This is a genomic window from Shewanella psychromarinicola (genome assembly GCF_003855155.1).
In the GTDB taxonomy this organism is placed as follows: Bacteria; Pseudomonadota; Gammaproteobacteria; order Enterobacterales; family Shewanellaceae; genus Shewanella; species Shewanella psychromarinicola.
This window is the reverse complement of the sequence record NZ_CP034073.1, coordinates 2,121,536-2,141,806: the sequence shown is the minus strand read 5'-3', so window position 1 is coordinate 2,141,806 and position 20,271 is coordinate 2,121,536. Positions and strand designations below refer to the sequence as shown.

Genomic DNA, 20,271 nt, shown 5'->3' with positions numbered 1-20,271 from the left:
CATAGACCATAGACTAAAAAATCACTTATCTAGTCGACACCGTTAGTCGTCATCACCATTTGGCAAAATGATCTTCTGTTAAGCCTAGCTGGTTTTTTAAGCGATATTGTTTGCCATTATTATCGCCAATCATCCCGCTAAAATAACCAATGTATTGTCTAAAATTGTTTTTTAACCAGATTAAATTCAGCTTTTCGCTACGTTGATTTAACGACCTAAAATACAAATCAACTTGACCATCATTGGTGGTGATATGCCACAAATCTTGTTGTGAGTGTCGATTAAAATCAAACTGCGCGCAGCCCAACAAGTGACGCTCGCCATTTACCCACATGACATTTTCGGTCTGACCGGTTTCGTTAACCCCAGCCGCCAAATTCAACCCAATAACACCGTCTTCAGTTTGGGCATTGATTGAAGCCCAACGCCAACTGGTTTCACGGCGCATAAATCCGGCCGAAAAATCATAACCCGCCAGCGCATATTGTAAAGGCTGCGGTTCATGATGAATGGTTAATTGCCCCGTTACGGCTAAGCCATTATGCTTTTGAGTATAGGTCCAGCCGTTATAACCTGTTGGAGTACACAAGCTGATGGGTAAACTCAATGGCGCAGGTTGAATACGTAAATTGGCTTGTATGTCTGCAAGATTAATCTCGACTTGCCATTGTCCGTCGACAATATCAATAACAATACCTTTTTGTTTACGGCCAATCTCGGCGCGCCCACGTTTTGGAGAATCACTTAACTGGCACCCAAGCCCTAGCGGGGTTAACCATTGCGTTTGAGTAAGCTTGTTGGTGTTAATGTCATAAAGGTAACAAAAACCATTGGCGACATAGCGAATATCGGCAATCGCAACAGCAATAATATAATGAGGGGTAATAATGTTAACAAACTGGAACTGCTTAAAATCGAAATGCTTAGCCAATGTCGATGCGGGTTTGTCCATTACCGTCGAATAAACAAATTGATTAACATTGAGTGAATCAACAATCCCATCAAATAGGCCAAATACTGGCTGGCCATTAGTATTGATCAATTTATCTGGAGCCAATTGTGGTTGTTTATGTTGCATTACATTACCTACATCACATTGTTTATCTGACTTAAGTTGCATAACACTAACCTGAATTGATCAGTCATTAATGTCAACAACCGAGTAACATTGATGCCGTGTCTCTCAGTAAAAAGGGGGGGCAAACGGAATATTGATTATTAGTTACACCGGTATGCATAGTGACGCACATAACTTGAGTTATCTTTAATAACAACATAACCCTAGCGATACTGGAAACCCAGACAAATTCTGGTATGATTTATCTACCTATTGCTCGTTATTGTTGTCTCATGAAGTTATTAATCACTATTTTACTGCCTACATTATTGTTAACAGCTTGCGCCAGTCATGAACCGACTCATGTTGGTCTTAATCCCACTCTGGGTCGGATCCAGTTACAAACTGAAGCGGATTTCCCTGTGATGGTAGACACCATCGACACTCGCGAAGCAAGCTTTGTGGTGCGTTTTAATGAAGAAGGCAAAGCGCCTAGATTGGTGAGCGCCAGTGAGCCGATCCGTCAACAACTGGAAAAGCTGTTCCGTGATGGGATAAAAAAAGCGGGTTATGTCATAGATCCTGCCGCACGCAATTCAGTGCAGTTTCAGCTAAATTATTTGTTGGCTGATGTCACTGATACCACGTTCAGTTTTGAATCAAAAACACGCTTAGTGATCAACGTATTGGCTAAAAATTCACAGCAAGAATTCACTAAATCGTATAATGCTAACGGTTATTTAAAAGGCCCGTTAAGCCCTGATTTTGCAACGCTTGAATTAGATATCACCAAACTAGTTGATAAACTTACCACTGAAATACTTAACGATGAAGAATTACACCAGTTTATTCAACGTTAACCCAACTCGCGCCATCACGTATTGGCATCAAAGATGTCAATAAAAGGACTGAAGATTATGTTGAAATGGCTAGCCACATGTCTATTGCTATTAACCAGTTTACACACCCATGCCGCGGTTGATATTCAAAAAAACACCTTATATCCGCAAGTTGAGTTTGACACCTCAATGGGAAAAATTGTGGTTGAGTTAGATCGCACCCGTGCACCGCTTACCGTGGATAACTTTTTAACCTATGTGGTTACAGGCGAATATGATAATACGATTTTTCATCGTGTCATTGCCGAATTTGTGGTTCAAGGCGGTGGGTTAACCACTAAACTAGAAGAACGCCCTTCACACGATCCCGTAGTGAATGAATCTGGCAATGGTTTATCAAATTCTCTTGGTTCAATTGCAATGGCTCGAGATAACAACCCCCATTCAGCAACACGGCAGTTTTACTTCAATCTGGCTGACAATACCAAATTAGACCCGTCTAAACGTCGCTGGGGCTATACTGTTTTTGGTGAAGTGACTCAAGGAATGGAGGTATTAGAAGCTATTTCATTGGTACCGACTGAAAATAACACTACGCTAAACTGGCCCGATTTTCCGGTAAATACTGTTATGCTAAAAAAGGCCACCTTACTGCCTCGCTAATCTCCTGCTATTCGTCTATACCTATCGACGGTAATGCGCGCATACCATCGTTATTCGCGCATTACCGTCGAGCACCTTTAACCAATACCAGCATCATTATCATTAATAAGGCTATCTTTAGCTCATATGATGATGCAATTACTTCTTACCCTGTATATTTTTACTAGCTTATAAATCAACTAATAGCACTATAGAATGACAAAATGACACTTTTTTTAAGGTTTTCACCTTCAACAACGTTATTAACGTCTATACTCTATTTTATTCACTCACTCAGTTAGCTGCGCAATTATTCGCAACCGCATTCCAAATACTCAAGGACGCACTTATGATGACGGCTAATGATTTTATTGAAACCAAAGCCCCACAGCTTGCCTATTACGGCAAAGCTTTTTTAGACAATCAGTTAGATTACAAAGAAATACAACTGTATATGTGGGATGTGTTGGAAGAATGGCAATTTATATCAAACCATTCTAATCAATTAACCGAGCAACCTAGCGATACCGAAAAAGTATTTTGGCACTTATTGTATTGTTTTGATCATTGGTCTGGTTGGACTATTAAAGGCAATCAGTATTTACGCCAGCAGGTTAATGAATGTTGCGACTACATCAATATTGGCGGTAATGTGCCACAAAGCTGTATTGGTATCAGACCTTAAGGTTAATTAATCCAAACTGATTGAATAAACTCTTCGAATGGCTTGAACCTAAGCCCCTTGCAACATAAGCTAGAGCCATTCTCCTTCATCCAGTTGTCTTATGTCGGTTTTTTTGTCTCGTACCCGTGAAGCATTATCGGTTTATTACCATAAACGAGTATTGATATTACTCTTGATGGGCTTTTCTGCCGGCTTACCTTTAATGCTGGTTTTTTCGACCCTCAGTTTCTGGTTACGTGAAGCGGGTATCGATCGAGCCGCGATTGGTTACTTTAGCTGGATAGCGCTGACTTATGCTTTTAAATGGGCATGGTCTCCATTAGTCGACCGTATGTCGCTCCCCTTATTCACCCGCTTTTTAGGCCGACGACGTGGCTGGATGCTATTTGCACAACTGTGTTTAGTGGGTGCCATTCTCGGCATGTCGGTTAGCGATCCTGTGGTTAATCTTGACCGTCTGGCGTTATGTGCACTGCTGTTAGCCTTCGCCTCTGCCACTCAAGACATCGTAATCGACGCTTTTCGGATTGAATCCGCTCCAGAAAAAATGCAAGCAGCGCTAGCCGCTGCATACCAAGTGGGCTATCGCAGCGCGATGATCATTGCTACTGCTGGCGCGTTAACCATCGCGGCTTGGGTATCACCAGGTAATGATGCTTATAACCTACAAGCTTGGCAAACGGCATACTTTGCTATGGCCATGTTAATGGGCATTGGCATTATTACCACCCTATGCAGTAAAGAACCTCAAGTTGATACTAAATACGCTGACGATAAAGAACGCCAATTAAGGGCGGAGTTTGCGGCCAAGTATCCTGCAAAAGTCGCCGGAGCATTAGCTTGGCTATACAGTGCCAGCGTATTGCCTTTTATTGACTTTTTTAAACGTCATGGCAAAAGCGCCATTCTGATTCTGTTGTTAATTTCATGCTATCGCATCTCAGATATTGTCATGGGCATTATGGCCAATGTGTTTTATGTCGATATCGGTTTTAGTAAAGAAGAAATCGCTTTTATCAGTAAAGTCTATGGTTTAATCATGACCTTAGTCGGTGCCGCTTTTGGTGGGGTATTAATCATGCGCTATGGCACCATGAAAATTCTGTTCTTGGGCGCCTTGCTAGTCGCGGTCACCAACCTGCTGTTTGCTTGGCAAGCGTATATTGGCTATAACGTACCATTTTTAACCTTGGCGATTTCGGTGGATAATTTTAGTGCCGGTATTGCGACGGCGGCGTTTATTGCCTATTTATCGAGTTTAACCAGCACGGGTTATAGCGCTACCCAATATGCATTATTGTCATCCATTATGTTGTTGTTTCCTAAGTTTATCGCTGGATTTTCGGGTTTGTATGTTGATGCGTTTGGTTATATCAATTTCTTTGTTGCAGCGAGTTTGATTGGTTTTCCGGTATTAATATTAGTGGTGTTGGTTAATCGATCGCAAAATCAGGTCGCTGCTGAGGCGGCATTATCAGATGGTTCGAGTGATGTGCTGATCGATGTGCCGATTGATGTGGATAAGCCACCACGTTAGTTGTCTAATGTCCAAACTTCGTTTGGATTAACATCGCAAGGCTCCAACCTGCACTAGCCAAAAGGGGATCAACAGCAATCCCCTCTTTACTTTTTATAAACGACTGGCCCTTGCCATTCCGGCAACATTTTCATAAGCACCAATAATAGCGAAAAGGTCGCGGCGGAAATGGATCCAGCTTTTAACGTCGTTTGTAGACTGCTTTGGGCCATCTTATTGTAAAGAGTGAAGTAGCTTAGATATGTCATTCACTATCAATGGCGCAATTCAAGTATTGCGAGATGGCCAAGTATCGCTATACCACATCAGTCTTTCAATCGATCCGAATGAGTTTTTATCAATGTTAAGTCAAGAGTTGATCTAATAACCTTTTTTATATCGCTGTGAGGCGCTTTGAGTAAGGTTTATCAGCTTTCCCAACGCTTTATCTTTAGTTCTCTTTTCCGCGAGTGTCGCGCCATTAAGTGCTTGCTCCCGGTGTAATTTTTGATAACTGAGCAGACGTCTTTCTGATAGCTGGCCAGCTTTGATAGCACGCTGAACAGCGCACCCGGGCTCTGACTTATGCGAACAATCAAAGAAACGACAACTTTGCGCAAGTTCTGTGATTTCGCCGAATGTTTCACTAACCCCTTGCTCACAACTGCCTAACTGTAGCTCTCGCATTCCGGGGGTATCCATTAACATCCCACCCATTGGCAATGCTTTCAAGGCTCGATGAGTCGTAGTATGACGCCCTTTGCTATCGCCTTGCCTTATCCCGGCTATCTGCTGAGATTCAAAGCCTAACAGGCCATTGACGAGTGTGGATTTACCCACACCCGATGAGCCTAAGAAAGCGATAGTTTTACTATTGGTACAGTGATTTTTAACTTGCTGAATATCTTGTTCATCCAGAGCATTAAGAGAGTAGACAATCAACATAGGATCAAGTTCTTCAACTTGATGTCGCTTAACATCTGCATTTTCACATAGGTCTGCTTTCGTCAATAGAATCACAGGTTCTACCATAGCTTCTCGCGCAATGGCTACATAACGCTCTATTCTGTTAAGGCTAAAGTCATGGTTGAGAGAACACACAATCATGACAGTATCAACATTCGCAGCAATTAGCTGAGTGGTTACTTTTGAACCTGGCGCTTTTCGTTCGAATAGGGATTGGCGCTCGAGACTTCTAGTCACTCTCAGAGTGTCATTAAATAGAACCCAATCACCCACACAGATTGTTTCATCGTAAGAGATAAGTGTTAGGTCTTACTGGCCTTGTTCCGACATAACCACAATGCGGTCACGATGTTGTTCGATAACTCGACCCATCGTTAAATCGGTGAGCTCATCCAAACTGAGTTGTTGTTGAAAAAAAGGTTTCCATCCAAGTTGTTGAAGTGTCGGGATTGAATTACTCATACTTTGCTCTCACATCTCATTGTTTAGCACATAATAGAGCAACCTTGTGGGTGATGATTGAACATTTCCGACAATATCACTTAGGGCTAGAGTTCACACCACCATAAGCATCGATGGTCAATCCCCGTTCTTTTTCATAGGTTTTAGGTGTTAAACCTAGTTGCTTTTTTAGATGGCGGATCAGATGAGGCTGATCACTGAAGCCGAACTTAAAAGCCACCGCAACCCAATCGATTTCTTGAGAGTCACGTTGATATAGATACTCCAACATCGCCTCAAGCTTATTCATTGACTGGCATTGCTTTAACGTTAATCCCGTCACTCGTAGAAAGCTTCTCTCTAACGTGCGTTGCGAGCAAAAAAGTTGCTTACCCAACGCTGAAATTATGGCCGAGTCTAATACATGAAGCGCTTTTTGGGTGATCTTGCAGTGTTGATCTTCGGTAGCGTTGGCTAGCCACGGTAAGAGCAAACTATCCAATTGATCACAGCACTGATCAGCTTGATGTCGTGCTAGCTCAATTAACGTGTTTTCGTTAAGGGGTTGATCATCGAACTGCGCCGAGAGATTGATTGCTTTAACGTTGTCGAGCATTGGTTCTTTACCTGAAAAGCGACCCAGTGAATATAATGCTCCTACATGGAACTTTATTCCTAGATGAACAAAAGGCTTGGAATGATCTAATTGAAAGGTTTGCTTGTGTGGAAAGAGCCAATGACTTCCTTCACCACTTGCCAACCCCGGATTTAAATCATACTGGTAGGTCTGTTTTGAGGGCGAAATAATCAAATGGGCGCAAGGATCTGGATTGAGTTTAGGGTACTGATAACGGGTAGAGTCAGTCTCTTTTTCAATTAGCCAATAACATTCAACATACTTGGCAACGTCAGCGGATTTTGATGGCTGTAGCCAGTGGATCATAACAGCCTCCCTTTATTCTTAAGCATATGCCTATCACTATAAGCTAGATTTCAGTAATTAAAAACTAAGCCCCGGTCAAGTCTGACAAGGCTTAAAGAATTGGCTTATTCTCGGTCAAATTCAATTTGGATAATACGGTTTAGAGGTGCTAAACCTGCGCGTACAATCGTTTTTTGTGCACCTATATTACTACTTTCAGTTGAACAGATAGGGGTTAACCCACGTTCATTAGCTAAGCTAACCAAACGACTGAGTACTTGAGTGGCGATCCCTTGACCTCGCTCAGATTGAGCCACAATCATACCTAAATCTGCAAAGCCTTTCTGGTGCTCATCAAACAAACGGCACTCACCAGACGCTAGCAGTTTGCCTTCTTTCCAGTAGCCGAATAGTTCTTTACGCTTGATAAGGTTACCAAAGTAGCCTGATAACCATTGCTCCGGCGCACCAATATTGGTTGCGGCAAACTTAACAAAATCAGTCAGTTGATCTTGATCTGCGAGTTTCAGTTCTAGATCTGTTTTATTACCTGTTATCAAAGGATTCACTTGCTTATACATTAACGCATTCACTTTAAATGCTGATGAGTTATCTAAACAAAGTGATAAATACTGAGGTTCCGCTGTGCTAACAAATGCACCATTAACAGTACCAATAACTGAGCTGTTCTGTTCTACAATCAAGGTAAAAAGTTCTTTTCCCTGCGTTTTGGCTTCGTTAGCCAAATAGAATTGCAGCATATAGCCTTCGCCATTAATGCAGCAGTATCCGACTAATGTATCCTCTTCATAAAATCCAAAATGTACTGAAATAGGAACGAATCCAAAGAGCCACATCCCGTCAAGGGGGTCTGTCGATTGCGCAAAATACTGCTTTTTTAGTTCACTTAGTTTTTCTTTTTTTTCAACAGGTTTTATTTCTAACATAGCTGTTTCTCCTGAATAAAGATTTGGCAAAATGCTAAAGCAGGAACTGCATCAGAGATGATGTACCGCTTTGTGCCCCAAATAGTAGAAGATGCGCCGCATGAAATATTGAATAAAAACGACAGTTTCTAGGTTATTAATTTGCTTCAAAGGGGGTATTTAAGGTGGAAGTCGTAATTACATAGACAGGCAAGTATCAGGGAGGGTATTGCGCTGCGTCACAAAAAAATAGCGTTTTCTTTCATCACTTCCAAGGTCTCAGATATAAGGGTAACTATCACAAACTCAGTAGCTCGAACGACTACTAGTAATCATTTTAAGTTGTTTTGGTCGGATAATCGACACCTGTTGCCAGGTGCATCTCTCCTAAGTGCCGTACATGCAACTTTCACTGCATACGGCTCAAGCCCCCACTAAGGCCTATTATGGTTCACTCAAAGCAGTGAACAGCTCTTCATACGACTTCACGTCGCACGGGCAGAAATGAGTTAGTTATACTGACTTTAAAAGGGCTGATTCAACACTTAACTTGAGGACGTTGAAGACCCTTTACAAAAAGAATGCGTAAGCATACTTAAACCTACAGGATTCAATTACATTGAGGACGTTGAAGAAAATAGCGTGAGCCTGACAGGACGTCAGGCTAGCTTTCGTTGGCCTGGGCCTTTCCCGCACATCCATGTGCTATAAGGCATCCTGCCTATCGGAAGCGTTAGCATTTTCTCTCTTTACTGCAAGATAGGCCCAAGCAGGCTTCAAATGAAGTTAAAAGCTGGATCAATCCCCATGGCGACCTTTTCGCATCTGTTGTTTAAGTCAATAGGGGGAATATTGCGGGGCAGCTGGGCCAATTCTGCTATAAAAATTAAGGAGGGAATAGCCGTTAATGTCCTCTTGGTCTGGTATGGGCGACACGCCACGACGTTAGTGGCCGCAGGCCATATCCTAAATAAACTTAATGAAATTGATTCAATCAATTCAACAAAAAAGCCGACAGGGTTTCCCGTATCGGCTTTGTTATCTCTATAGTACTTGTCAGTGCAGCATTAATCACTTCAGGATTAGTCTCTGAAGTTATCGAACTGAAAGGGTTGGCCGAGTTCTGCTTCTTTGGCTAAGCGCATGACGGCTTGCAGGTCATCGCGCTTTTTGCCAGTGATCCGTACTGAGTCGCCTTGGATGGCAGCTTGTACTTTAAGCTTGCTGTCTTTGATGGCTTTGACTAGTTTTTTGGCAATCAGTGATTCGATACCTTGTTTAAAGCTCACTTTTAAACTGAAGGTTTTGCCGCTGTGAACCGCTTTGTCGTCAACTTCCATTGAAGATGGATCAACGTTACGTTTACTGAGCTGAATGCGCAGAATATCGACTAGCTGCTTACAAATGAAATCGTCTTCTGATTTTAAGGTAACGACATTGTCTTTCAACTCAATTTCAATTTCTTTGCCCCGTAAATCAAATCGACCAGACACTTCACGGCGTGAGTTTTCTACCGCATTACGTAATTCTTCTTCGTCAACTTCCGACACAATATCCATAGATGGCATGTTGCTTTCCTCTTTGGTTCATCACAAATGTATATACGACTATTTTACACTAGGAGTCATTATCAGGATAGTAGAGTACAACCTGAGATCCATTAGCGAAGTTATTGAGCACTAACCCAGATTAATTAACAAAAAATCATTAACAAGCTATTTTCATTGATAATCTGGCTAAAACACCCATTGTGATTGAGTTTAACGGTTTAGCATTTATCATTTTCAAGCGTAAACATAGCCCTGATGACACAATTATTACTTTCCAAAGAGGTTAATTAGTGACAATTTAAAACAGGTTTCTTATTATTAGCAATATTCTCGTTTCACAAGGCTGATGTTACGCTCGTGATCACTTATAAAAATATTTTTAAACTTGCGTTAGTTGTCGCTGTCATTGTGACTAGCTATCTTGTTTTTTCAAAACCAAATTACCCGCAGGCTTTTGCTAATATGGATAAAGTAGGCCATTTAGGCAGCTTTTTTGCCCTTGCATATCTTGCGCATTACGCTTTCAAACCCCGTTGGTATATTTTGTGTACCTCTTTGGCTACCTATGCTGTGTTAATTGAATTGATCCAATCTCGCTTACCTTACCGCAGTGCATCCGCTGCCGATGTAATTGCCGATTTTGTCGGTATTGCACTGTTTTACTTACTGCATTTTTCAATAACTCAATACCGTAAATTAAAAGCGAATCGTGCATAGACCATGGGAATAACATCAAGGTTGCCACCGTCATCCACACCCGACAATACTGCGCATATTGCCGTATTGGGTGCGGGTGCGATTGGACAGCTGATGTATCACAAACTGAGTGTTAATACTCAAGCAGTTCAAGCAAACGATGTGGTGTTTATTGGTAGAGATAAGTTGACTCGTCAACAGCCGCTAAGTTTTATTGACCACACGCAGCACACTCATGAATCATTAGCGGCAATATTGGGAACTGATGATGACCGCTTAGTACGAATTGAATTACTGTTCGTGTGTGTTAAAGCCTATCAAGTAGAGCAAGCGCTTATCCCCTTATTAGTGAAACTGTCACCTCAATGCCATATTGTATTACTGCATAATGGTTTAGGCCCGCACTTGCCTGTCGCTGCTGCGTTGGCAAAACACCAAGGCCAAGGATTAAGCTTAGGCACGACATCCCAAGCGGCGTTAAAACTAAGCCAGTGGCAGGTGAAACACAGCGGTTTTGGCGTGACACAACTCGGGCATTATTGTGGAGCGCTTATATCGGCCAAGCTAAAGGCGCGCTTAACTAATCTACACTGTGACAATCAACCTATTGAATGGCATCAGCCTGTGTTACCTGTGTTATGGCAAAAGCTGGCGATTAATGCGGTGATAAACCCTCTCACGGCACTCAACCATTGTGCCAATGGCCAATTAGCCAGAGCAGAATATCAACCACAGATCCGCGCCATTATCGATGAGCTAGTACAAGTGGCTAAATATGATGGCATCACGTTAGATAAGGCTGCCATCAGCGCACGGGTTTATCAGGTAATCGATTTAACAGCAGCAAACTTTTCATCGATGTATCAGGATATTGCCCACAATAGGGCAACTGAAATTAATGAGATTAATGGCTATATTTGCCAGCAAGCTAAGTTGGATCACCTTAACGTACCCATCAACCAATCTTTAGTCGACAAGGTTTTACAACTCAGTCAATCTTGAATGCAACTTGATAACGAATCTCGACTCGAGGTAATTAGCTCCACATCACTAAAATCGCGGCAATGGCGATTAACAATAACCCAGCCACAGCATTAATTTTAACCTTCTCTTTAAGCCAAAATGTCGCAATAATCAGAGTAAAAAACACCTCAACTTGGCCTAATGTTTTGACATAAGGTACCGCCTGTAATGACATGGCGCTAAACCAGCCGATAGAACCAATACAACTAGTGACACTAATGGATAAGGTTAATGTGGGTCGTTGCCACAACGCGGTTAAGGTCGATTTATCTTTAGCCAGTAAATAACCTATTAGCACTATGGTTTGTAAACCTATCACCCACAACAATACCCACGCAGCGCGATGCGTAAACGGGCCTTGTAAGGTTAAGCTGGCTTCTCTTACCCATAATGATGTCAGCGCAAAAGCGCTGCCACACGCAAGGCCTAACAACACCGTTTTAAGCGACAAATGTTTAAAGCCTTGTTTGCTGCTAAGCAACATCACCGCAAGACCACCAACAATGACCCCCATCCAACCCAACGCCGAAAGTTGAGTACCAAAAAACAATACACCCAGTATTGCGGCTACTAAGGCTTCACTTTTGGCAAGACCGGCACCTATGGCGAAGTTTTGCATTTTAAATAGCTTAACCATTAGCCCTGTTGCCAGTATTTGCATGGTTGATGCACCAATAACAAAGCCCCAAAAGCTGCCACTAAATTCTGGCATTGCTGTGGGTTGATATTGATGTAAAGCAAAAAGGTAACCAGCGGCAATTGGGCCCGCCCAAATAAACCGCGCTAATGTGACCCCAGCAATACTCACGTCTTTACTGAGTTTACTTTGAAATGCATTGCGCCACGCCTGCATAAACGCGGCGAGAAAGGTAAACATGATCCACATATTTATTGTTGCTCTTTACATAAAAAAGCCCTGAAACTTGGTAACAAGTCAGGGCTTATACAAGGGCAATTAGATTACTGTTTACGACCATTAAAAGTAAGCGGTCAATTAAGCGGTGGAGCCCGATATCATCAAGCTTTTAGATCGGCATGCCAAGGTAATAAATCACTTAAATCAGCAAATTTATCCCGTTGTGGCAGTTCCGTGAAAAGTTTTTGGAAGTAAAAGTACGGGTTAATATCGTTGGCACGGCAAGTCATCACCAAGCTATAAAGTGCAGCACTGGCTTTTGCACCATTTACCGATTGGCAGAACATCCAGTTTTTCCGCCCCGTCGTAAACGGCCTGATATCGCGTTCAGTGACATTATTATCAATGCCTAATTCACCTGATTCAAGGTAACGCCTCAGTTTTTCCCACTGATTCAATGTGTACTTGATTGCTACCCCAATTTTACTTTTGGGCAGGACTGTTTTCTCGCTTTTTTCTAACCATTCATGCAACGATGTTAAGATTGGCTCAGCCTTTTCCTGCCGGAGTGATTTTCGCTTATCGGGCGGTAATGTTTTTGCCCGCTTTTCTATTGCATACAGTTTTTGAATATAATTGATACCGACTGTTGCTTTGCCGGTTTTCTTCGGTTGCACCGCTAAGGCATCGTGGAATTTGCGTCTGGCGTGTGCCCAGCACCCGACTGGCATTATTCCTTCTATATTGTCGTAAACACTGTAACCATCACATTGTAAATATCCGGCATAATCTGCTAGAAATGCTTCTGGGCAACTGCGTGCACGACTCGGTTGATAATCATAAATAACAACAGGGTTATCGCTAAATTCATTGCTGCGATAGACCCACATATAGGATTTAGTTGCTGCTTTTCTATCTGGTTCATCCAATACTTGCACCGTTGTTTCATCTGCGCACAGCGTTGATTGAGCGAGTAGATTAGCTTTCATCGCAGCAATTAACGGCCTAACTAATTCGGCACTGGCTATGCACCAATTGGCCAGTGTAGCGCGGCTAATATTTAAACCGCCACGGGCAAATATGTCGGTTAACCGATAAAGCGGTAGGGCATCACAGTATTTGGCGGTCACCACAGCCGCAAGCGCTTCAGGGCTGGCGATACTCTGGGGGATCGGCTGTGCAGGCTTAGGCGCGGTAATGACAGAGGTACTGGTTGATGTTGTTTCACATTCACGGCAAGCATACTTGGTTTGCCTGTGCTTAATGACGCTGATCTTCTCTGGAATAATGTTGACTTGTTCGCTTTCTTGCACACCGCATTCACGCATCACATGACCACAGCAATCGCACATAGGGCTGTCAAGAGTATAAGATCTTTCTTCACGTTCAAGGTGCTCAGGTAATCGTTTTCGACCCGTTTTACCTTGTTGTTTATTTTCATTTTTATTTGTGGATTGATCCTGCTCAGCTTCATTGAATGTGCCTTTCGGCATTTTCTCACTGCGTTGACCAAACTGCTTATTGCGGTTGAGTTGCAATTGTTCCAAAGCGATATTAAGGCGGTTTTCCAAGTCTTTATTTTTAGCATTGAGCACCTGATTTTCATGCTGCAACATTGCCAGCATTTTTTTTAGTTGTTCAATATTATCAGGCTGTTCAGTTGTCATTAATTAGCGTTCAAGACCAATAGATAGCGCTAGTTTGCCTGCTGTATTTGATCATGCAACCGCTATTTAGCGATCCAGTGATGATCACCTCACTGTCAGGCCATTTAAGGGTTTATGCCCATGGGATACTTCTAACGATAAGCCTGATAGTAACCAATTTAGCTGATGCTGGTTGATTGTCAGCGCGTCTTGTTCGTCGTTAGCGCCAGGCCACTTAAAGCGACCTTTTTCTAGCCGCCGATAGTAAAGCCAAAAACCATTAGTATCCCAAAATAAAATCTTAATTTTGTCCCGGTCGCGATTACAAAAAATAAACCAGGCTTGATTCAACGGATCCATTTCCAATACATCACTGACGATTAAAGATAAGCCATCAATGGCTTTACGCATGTCGGTATGGCCGGTAACAAGATAGATCTGCTTATGTGGTGTCATGCTGATAGCACGCGTAAAAATTGTTGTAATTTGCTTGGCGCTAATGAGGCTGGAAAAGAAAACAGATAGCCGTTGGGCAATGCCAGCGTGAGTGGCTGGTCAGGTTTAATTTCAGGAAAAATCAGCGGCACCACTTTTTGCTTAGTTGATGACGAATGCGGGTTAAGTTTTTTAGTCCACGCATAAAATGTAGATAGGGTTAAGTCATTGGTTTTACAAAATTCAGCTTTGGTTAATTTACTTTCAGTTTGCTGCTGAAAAATGCGTTGCCAGTATTGTATTTTATCGTTTTTTGACATGATTGTTTTCCTAGATTTAGTTAGGAAATAATCATGTCACATTTGAAGGTTATTGGTATGTGCGGTTAATTGAGCGCTTACCATTAAAAGACACTGATTAAATGTCTAATTGATTAAAAATCAACTCGCCGGTGTTTCAGTTATTCAATGCCATTGATGGTTTACTTGCTGGTATCAATAAACTCAAATGATTTGACCAAGTCATCAACTGCTTTCATCTGCGTGAGGTATTGCTCCAATAAATGCAGTGGCAACGCGCAAGGACCATCACATTTTGCATTGTCAGGATCTGGATGCGCTTCAATAAATAAGCCCGCTAAGCCTAATGCCATACCACTGCGCGCAAGCTCGGTTGCTTGTGCACGGCGTCCGCCCGCTGAATCGCTACGTCCACCAGGGCGTTGCAGCGCATGGGTGGCATCAAAGATCACCGGGTAACCTGTTTGCTTCATTTCGTCCATGCCTAGCATATCGACAACGAGGTTATTGTAACCAAAGCTGCTGCCGCGTTCACATAAAATAATATTGTCATTACCGGCTTCGTTAAACTTAGTAATGATATGACGCATTTCATGTGGCGCTAAAAACTGCGGTTTTTTCACATTAATCACAGCGCCGGTTTTGGCCATCGCCACCACAAGATCGGTTTGACGGGCTAAGAATGCAGGTAACTGAATAATATCAACCACTTCAGCCACAGGTGCACACTGATGGATTTCGTGTACATCGGTGATAATTGGCACGTTAAACGTTGATTTTATTTCTTCAAAAATACGTAAGCCTTCTTCCATTCCTGGACCACGGTATGAGTTAACCGATGAACGATTGGCTTTATCAAAAGACGCCTTAAACACATAGGGAATGCCTAGTTTTTGAGTCACTTCGACATAATGCTCCGCTATCGACATGGCTAAGTCGCGCGACTCAAGTACGTTCATACCACCAAATAAAACGAACGGCTTATCGTTAGCGACTTGAACGTTATGAGATAACTGAATAATTTTTTGATCCATTTGATCCTCTTAGCGCATTACGCTGCGACAATTTGTAATAACTGACCACATAGCCAAGCCATGTAAGTACCTAATGCATATCCGAATACTGCCAACAGCACCCCAACAGGTGCTAATGCAGGGTGGAATGCTGCCGCCACCACAGGGGCTGATGCGGCTCCACCAACGTTTGCCTGACTGCCCACGGCCATATAAAACAATGGCGCTTTAATAAGCTTAGCCACCAATAACATTAATCCTGCGTGAACTAACATCCACACTATGCCGACTAGGAAATAAATCGGTGTATCCATTATTTTAGACACGTCCATATGTAAACCAATGGTCGCGACTAAAATGTATAAAAATGCCGAGGCAATTTTAGAGGCACCAGAGGCTTCTAAATGACGAACCGGGCTAAATGAAAGACCTAAACCAACGGTGGTCACTATCACCACTAACCAGAAGAATTTAGAGGTTAAACTGTAATCTTCGGTCCATGGATAGTTGGCTTCGAAGAACGGCCCCAAGAAATCGGCCGCAAAATGGGCGAAGCCCGTCACCCCAAACCCAACGGCCACAATCAACATAATGTCGCGAAGTGAAGGAATACGTGCGTTTTCTGCGTGGTACTTTTCGACTTTCTGTTTCAGTGCTTCAATTGCGCTAGTATCGGCGCCAGTTCTGGCATCAATTTCTTTGGCTTTCGATGCCATAAATAGCAATACAGCCATCCAGATATTGGCCACGATGACATCTACCGTCACCATTACCGAGAATATCTCACCACCGACCGAATAAATCTCTTTCATCGCGGCTTGGTTTGCACCACCACCAATCCAGCTACCCGCTAAGGTCGTCATGCCGCGCCAAACGGCATCCGGACCATTACCACCCAGCAGTGATGGGTCGATCATTGACACACTCAATAATGCAATCGGTCCACCAATGACAATCCCAAGAGTACCGGTTAAAAACATAATAACTGCTTTAGGACCTAAACTCAGAATGGCTTTTAAATCGACACTTAAAATCAATAAAACCAAACAGGCTGGCAATAAATAGCGTGACGCAACAAAATACAGTTGTGATGTATGACCATCAATCACGCCAAATGTGTTTAATAATGAGGGTAAGAAATAGCACAGTAGTAATGCAGGTATGTATTTATAGAATTTTTGCCAAAAAGGATGAGTTGATGAACTAGTGTAAAAAACAAAACCTAGAATAACGGCGAGTATACCCAGTGCGGTGGCATCATTGCTCACCATTGCTGACGTTGTCATGCAGTGTTCTCCCTTACAAATACATTATATTTTTAGTTATTATTATTATTGCGAAATCAATTGTGATTCAATTCGCATGGTTTCACAGATAAGCGCTGCATAAACGAGCAACACCATCACTGCGAATAAAAACTGCTTTGAGTTAACCCAAAGCAGCCTAAGCAGCAAGTACTATCAAATGATTAATGATAAACCTGCGTATGTTGACTAAGTTCCTTTAATTGAATCTTAACCAATTCAATCACCGGATCATGCGGACTCAAATCAATGAAGTGCTGTAAATCAGACATGGCCACTTTAATACAACCTAATTGCTGGGCAATAAAAGCTCGCTCGCGATTAAGGTGCACATCGTCAGGGTGCCATTGTAATAATAAATTACAGCATTCCATTGCCTGTTCATATTTATGACTGACAATACAACCCGCTTTTAGCTCATGTAACATGCGACTAATTAGCCGTTTTAGTGTAGCTGTTTTTAGATGGCTGGGCTTTAATTTAGCTGCATTACCCAGCTCACCACGCACTAATGCATGCATCTGATGACGACTAAGCTCTTTACCTGTAAGTGGGTCATGGTATCTAACAACATCATTTATCTGGCTTTTTAGTACCGTATTACCGGGTAATAAAATCGCCTCGAGTGTTATGTCGAGTTGCTTGGCCAATAAAATTAACAATGTTGATAGCGTGGTGCTGTTACCTTGACGCTTTAACACGCAATAACTTAAATCTGCTGCCTCGACACTAAAATAGTCGTCTCGAACACAAAAACCGAGATCATTGTAAAACCAATTAAACAGACCATCAAGCCGTGCTTGCTGGTCAACAACATAGTGACTCAATACTGAACCGGCCATTTCATACCACGCCCACATAGCAGATTTGGATGTTGAAAAGCCAAGGTGTTCAGATAGTTCAAATGCAGTTTCGGGGATCGAAACTGCATCATTAAGAAGATATTTTGCCATTAAAACCAATTAACCCATTAAGACGACTTGTTTAAAATAAGCCAGTTTGGCCGCTAACACTACCCAACCAATTGCGCCGATAAAAGCAAAAAACTTAAACAGCTTATTACGGTTAGATTTTAGTGCCATGACACCTAAAGCAATGTATGCCACCACACAGATTATTTTTTCGGTCATCCATGGATCGACAAAAGGATACTGTTTGATCATAAAGCAAAGGGTAAAGCCTGACAGTAGTAAAAAAGTATCAACAACATGTGGCGCCACTTTCACAAACTTTTTGTCCATAATAGGAGACTGACGTAAATGTAAAACAAAACGCACGATAAAAAAGGTCACACTTGTGGCAACTAACAGCATGTGAGTATGCTTTACCGCTGGATATAAACTGTAAAATGTTTCCATTGATGAAGTCTCATTGAGAAGGTAAAAGTAAAAGGCGGCTAGTGTACGCTATCAATCAGCCGTGTACCAATATCACGATTGTTGATATTTATTTGTTGTTTATATCTTTAGAGGGGGAAACGCCTATTGATTGCAGGAATATTAATCACCCCATTGCCCTAGCGTGCAGCGATCATTACTGCCAAAGTCACGCACCGTAGCAACATTTTTATAGCCTAGTTCGATGAGCTTTTTACGCACTTTGATTGCTTGCTCATAACCATGTTCAAGCAATAAATAACCCCCGGGAAGTAAATGCTCACGCGCTTGAGCGGCAATGTAAAACAGATCAGCATAACCTTCATTTCCTGCGGTTAGCGCACTTTGTGGCTCAAAGCGAACATCCCCTAAATGAAGATGCTCATCGGCTTCATCGATATAAGGCGGGTTAGACACAATCAAATCAAAATCACGCTGCTCAACCGCAGAAAACCAGTCTGACTGGATAATTTCCACATCGAGTAAATTAAGATTGCCGCGATTAGCTTTGGCAAGCTCGACAGCGTCAAGAACATTATCAATAGCAGTAATGCGCCATTTAGGTCGCTCCGATGCTAAAGACAATGCTATAGCCCCTGTTCCTGTGCCTAAATCCAATACTTTAGCATTGTGACGCACTGATAAGTTCAGTGCTGTTTCAACTAAAATCTCGGTATCAGGTCTTGGAATAAGGGTCGAGTCATCAACAATAAAGGGTAATGACCAAAACTCTCGCTCACCAATGATATGCGCAACCGGCGTCCCCTTTTGACGCTTATCAATCATCTGGCTATAGGCTTTAAATTGATCACTAGTAAGCTGCCGCTCAGGCCAAGTATATAAAAAACTACGATTTTTATTCAAACAATGCAATAGCAGTGCTTCTGCATCTATATGGGCAGATTCAGAGGTTGCGGCTAATTGTGAATAAGCCCATTGTAGAACTTCTGCAATTGTTGAATACGAAGACTGAGTCAAGAGCACTCCTTAATCGTCAGCTAACGCTGCAAGCATATCTGCTTGATGTTCTTGCATAATAGGCTCTAGCAAGACATCTAAATCGCCTTCCATAACTTCATTCAAGCGATATAGCGTTAAGTTGATTCGATGATCACTTACGCGACCCTGTGGGTAATTATACGTTCTAATACGTTGAGAACGATCACCACTGGCCACTAAACTACGACGTGTTGTTTCTTCAGCGCTGCGTCTTTTTTCATCTTCAACAGCTTGAATACGCGCGGCCAATACACTCATCGCTTGGGCACGGTTTTTATGCTGTGAACGTTGATCCTGACACTCAACAATAATGCCAGATGGAATATGAGTAATACGAATAGCAGAATCGGTTTTGTTAACATGCTGACCACCCGCACCAGACGCGCGGAATGTATCGACTTTTAAATCAGCAGCATTAATCAACACAGCTTCGGCTTCGGGCACTTCATGCAATACCACTACAGTACAAGCAGAGGTATGCACACGACCTTGAGATTCGGTTTCTGGCACACGTTGAACACGGTGTCCACCGGACTCAAACTTTAGCTTACCGTAAGCACCGTCACCACTGACTTTAACAATAATTTCTTTGAAGCCGCCATGTTCACCTTCATTAACGCTCATGATTTCCATTTGCCATCGGTTGGCTTCACAATAACGTGAATACATGCGGTACAAATCACCGGAAAAAATAGCCGCTTCATCACCACCTGCACCCGCGCGAATTTCAAGAAACGCATTGGTGTCATCGTTTGGATCGGTGGGCAAGAGTAATACTTGTAATTCATCTTCAAGCTTTTCTAACGCTTGCTTTGTTTGTTTATACTCATCTTGGCCCATTTCGCGCATTTCAGGATCGTCTTCTTCAAGCATCTCTTTGGCGTAGTCGAAATCTTTTTGGGCTTGTTGGAATGCAGTAAACTCTTTTACCACATCTTCAAGTTGAGCATATTCTTTGGATAATGCACGAAAGCGGTCTTGATCGGCTATCACGCTAGCATCACTGAGTAACGCCAATACTTCTTCATTACGCTCTAGCAAGCCTTCAAGCTTGCGGATAACGGATTCTTTCATTTAGCT

At 42.4% G+C, this 20,271-nt stretch carries 23 protein-coding genes; 7 read left to right on the top strand and 16 right to left on the bottom strand.

Annotated features, from left to right (window positions below; translation table 11 throughout):
* Window positions 1–52: 52 nt before the first annotated feature.
* Entirely contained in the window at window positions 53–1,120 is a 1,068-nt protein-coding gene (locus EGC80_RS09345; protein WP_124012346.1) for a DUF2804 domain-containing protein, read from the bottom strand.
* Window positions 1,121–1,350: 230 nt separating this feature from the next.
* Here EGC80_RS09345 and EGC80_RS09340 point away from each other — a divergent pair, with 230 nt between their 5' ends.
* The 5 genes from EGC80_RS09340 (at window position 1,351) to EGC80_RS22835 (ending at window position 5,124) form a co-directional block, all read left to right on the top strand.
* Complete coding sequence (locus tag EGC80_RS09340; protein ID WP_124012347.1) at window positions 1,351–1,917, top strand: YajG family lipoprotein; 567 nt, start codon at window positions 1,351–1,353, stop codon at window positions 1,915–1,917.
* Between the two features lie 57 nt (window positions 1,918–1,974).
* A complete protein-coding gene (locus EGC80_RS09335) occupies window positions 1,975–2,559 on the top strand; it encodes a peptidylprolyl isomerase (protein ID WP_124012348.1) in 585 nt (194 codons plus the stop codon).
* 331 nt (window positions 2,560–2,890) lie between these two features.
* Window positions 2,891–3,223 carry a hypothetical protein gene (locus tag EGC80_RS09330; protein WP_124012675.1) on the top strand — a complete coding sequence of 111 codons (333 nt, stop codon included), beginning with the start codon at window positions 2,891–2,893 and terminating at the stop codon, window positions 3,221–3,223.
* Between the two features lie 100 nt (window positions 3,224–3,323).
* The gene (locus tag EGC80_RS09325) at window positions 3,324–4,760 is read left to right on the top strand and encodes an AmpG family muropeptide MFS transporter (protein WP_124012349.1); all 1,437 of its coding nucleotides are present in this window, start codon (window positions 3,324–3,326) and stop codon (window positions 4,758–4,760) included.
* Window positions 4,761–5,001: 241 nt separating this feature from the next.
* Window positions 5,002–5,124, top strand: coding sequence for a hypothetical protein (locus tag EGC80_RS22835; RefSeq protein ID WP_267898636.1), 123 nt, complete (start codon window positions 5,002–5,004; stop codon window positions 5,122–5,124).
* On the opposite strand, the gene rsgA is transcribed toward EGC80_RS22835, so the two are convergent.
* The 5 genes from rsgA to EGC80_RS09305 all read right to left on the bottom strand — a co-directional run bounded on the left by rsgA (window position 5,121) and on the right by EGC80_RS09305 (window position 9,562).
* Complete coding sequence (gene rsgA, locus EGC80_RS09320; protein WP_308199823.1) at window positions 5,121–5,978, bottom strand: ribosome small subunit-dependent GTPase A; 858 nt, start codon at window positions 5,976–5,978, stop codon at window positions 5,121–5,123. The genes EGC80_RS22835 and rsgA overlap by 4 nt on opposite strands.
* A gap of 36 nt (window positions 5,979–6,014) precedes the next feature.
* A complete protein-coding gene (locus EGC80_RS22890) occupies window positions 6,015–6,167 on the bottom strand; it encodes a hypothetical protein (RefSeq protein ID WP_308199822.1) in 153 nt (50 codons plus the stop codon).
* A gap of 76 nt (window positions 6,168–6,243) precedes the next feature.
* Window positions 6,244–7,089, bottom strand: coding sequence for an AraC family transcriptional regulator (locus EGC80_RS09315; RefSeq protein WP_124012350.1), 846 nt, complete (start codon window positions 7,087–7,089; stop codon window positions 6,244–6,246).
* Between the two features lie 104 nt (window positions 7,090–7,193).
* Window positions 7,194–8,015: a GNAT family N-acetyltransferase gene (locus EGC80_RS09310; RefSeq protein WP_124012351.1), complete on the bottom strand. Its 822-nt coding sequence runs from the start codon at window positions 8,013–8,015 to the stop codon at window positions 7,194–7,196.
* A gap of 1,061 nt (window positions 8,016–9,076) precedes the next feature.
* Complete coding sequence (locus EGC80_RS09305) at window positions 9,077–9,562, bottom strand: YajQ family cyclic di-GMP-binding protein (RefSeq protein WP_101034375.1); 486 nt, start codon at window positions 9,560–9,562, stop codon at window positions 9,077–9,079.
* Between the two features lie 339 nt (window positions 9,563–9,901).
* Here EGC80_RS09305 and EGC80_RS09300 point away from each other — a divergent pair, with 339 nt between their 5' ends.
* On the top strand, window positions 9,902–10,261 hold the full coding sequence (locus tag EGC80_RS09300) for a VanZ family protein (protein ID WP_101034374.1): 360 nt from the start codon (window positions 9,902–9,904) through the stop codon (window positions 10,259–10,261).
* A 3-nt stretch (window positions 10,262–10,264) separates the two neighbouring features.
* A complete protein-coding gene (locus EGC80_RS09295; RefSeq protein WP_124012352.1) occupies window positions 10,265–11,242 on the top strand; it encodes a ketopantoate reductase family protein in 978 nt (325 codons plus the stop codon).
* A gap of 34 nt (window positions 11,243–11,276) precedes the next feature.
* Here EGC80_RS09295 and EGC80_RS09290 read toward each other — a convergent pair whose 3' ends face one another.
* The 10 genes from EGC80_RS09290 to prfA all read right to left on the bottom strand — a co-directional run bounded on the left by EGC80_RS09290 (window position 11,277) and on the right by prfA (window position 20,265).
* The gene (locus EGC80_RS09290; protein ID WP_101034372.1) at window positions 11,277–12,149 is read right to left on the bottom strand and encodes a DMT family transporter; all 873 of its coding nucleotides are present in this window, start codon (window positions 12,147–12,149) and stop codon (window positions 11,277–11,279) included.
* Window positions 12,150–12,280: 131 nt separating this feature from the next.
* Entirely contained in the window at window positions 12,281–13,786 is a 1,506-nt protein-coding gene (tnpC, locus tag EGC80_RS09285; protein WP_124011563.1) for an IS66 family transposase, read from the bottom strand.
* A gap of 84 nt (window positions 13,787–13,870) precedes the next feature.
* Entirely contained in the window at window positions 13,871–14,221 is a 351-nt protein-coding gene (tnpB, locus tag EGC80_RS09280) for an IS66 family insertion sequence element accessory protein TnpB (protein ID WP_124693471.1), read from the bottom strand.
* Complete coding sequence (gene tnpA, locus EGC80_RS09275; protein WP_124011565.1) at window positions 14,218–14,520, bottom strand: IS66 family insertion sequence element accessory protein TnpA; 303 nt, start codon at window positions 14,518–14,520, stop codon at window positions 14,218–14,220. The genes tnpB and tnpA overlap by 4 nt, the downstream gene beginning before the upstream one ends.
* Window positions 14,521–14,681: 161 nt before the next feature.
* On the bottom strand, window positions 14,682–15,533 hold the full coding sequence (gene kdsA, locus EGC80_RS09270; protein ID WP_101034371.1) for a 3-deoxy-8-phosphooctulonate synthase: 852 nt from the start codon (window positions 15,531–15,533) through the stop codon (window positions 14,682–14,684).
* A gap of 17 nt (window positions 15,534–15,550) precedes the next feature.
* Window positions 15,551–16,798, bottom strand: coding sequence for a DUF819 family protein (locus tag EGC80_RS09265; protein ID WP_101034370.1), 1,248 nt, complete (start codon window positions 16,796–16,798; stop codon window positions 15,551–15,553).
* 182 nt (window positions 16,799–16,980) lie between these two features.
* Complete coding sequence (locus tag EGC80_RS09260) at window positions 16,981–17,769, bottom strand: transglutaminase family protein (protein ID WP_124012353.1); 789 nt, start codon at window positions 17,767–17,769, stop codon at window positions 16,981–16,983.
* A gap of 9 nt (window positions 17,770–17,778) precedes the next feature.
* Window positions 17,779–18,174 carry a SirB2 family protein gene (locus tag EGC80_RS09255; protein ID WP_124012354.1) on the bottom strand — a complete coding sequence of 132 codons (396 nt, stop codon included), beginning with the start codon at window positions 18,172–18,174 and terminating at the stop codon, window positions 17,779–17,781.
* Window positions 18,175–18,315: 141 nt separating this feature from the next.
* A complete protein-coding gene (prmC, locus tag EGC80_RS09250; protein ID WP_124012355.1) occupies window positions 18,316–19,170 on the bottom strand; it encodes a peptide chain release factor N(5)-glutamine methyltransferase in 855 nt (284 codons plus the stop codon).
* Between the two features lie 9 nt (window positions 19,171–19,179).
* Window positions 19,180–20,265 carry a peptide chain release factor 1 gene (gene prfA / locus EGC80_RS09245; RefSeq protein WP_124012356.1) on the bottom strand — a complete coding sequence of 362 codons (1,086 nt, stop codon included), beginning with the start codon at window positions 20,263–20,265 and terminating at the stop codon, window positions 19,180–19,182.
* Window positions 20,266–20,271: the final 6 nt, after the last annotated feature.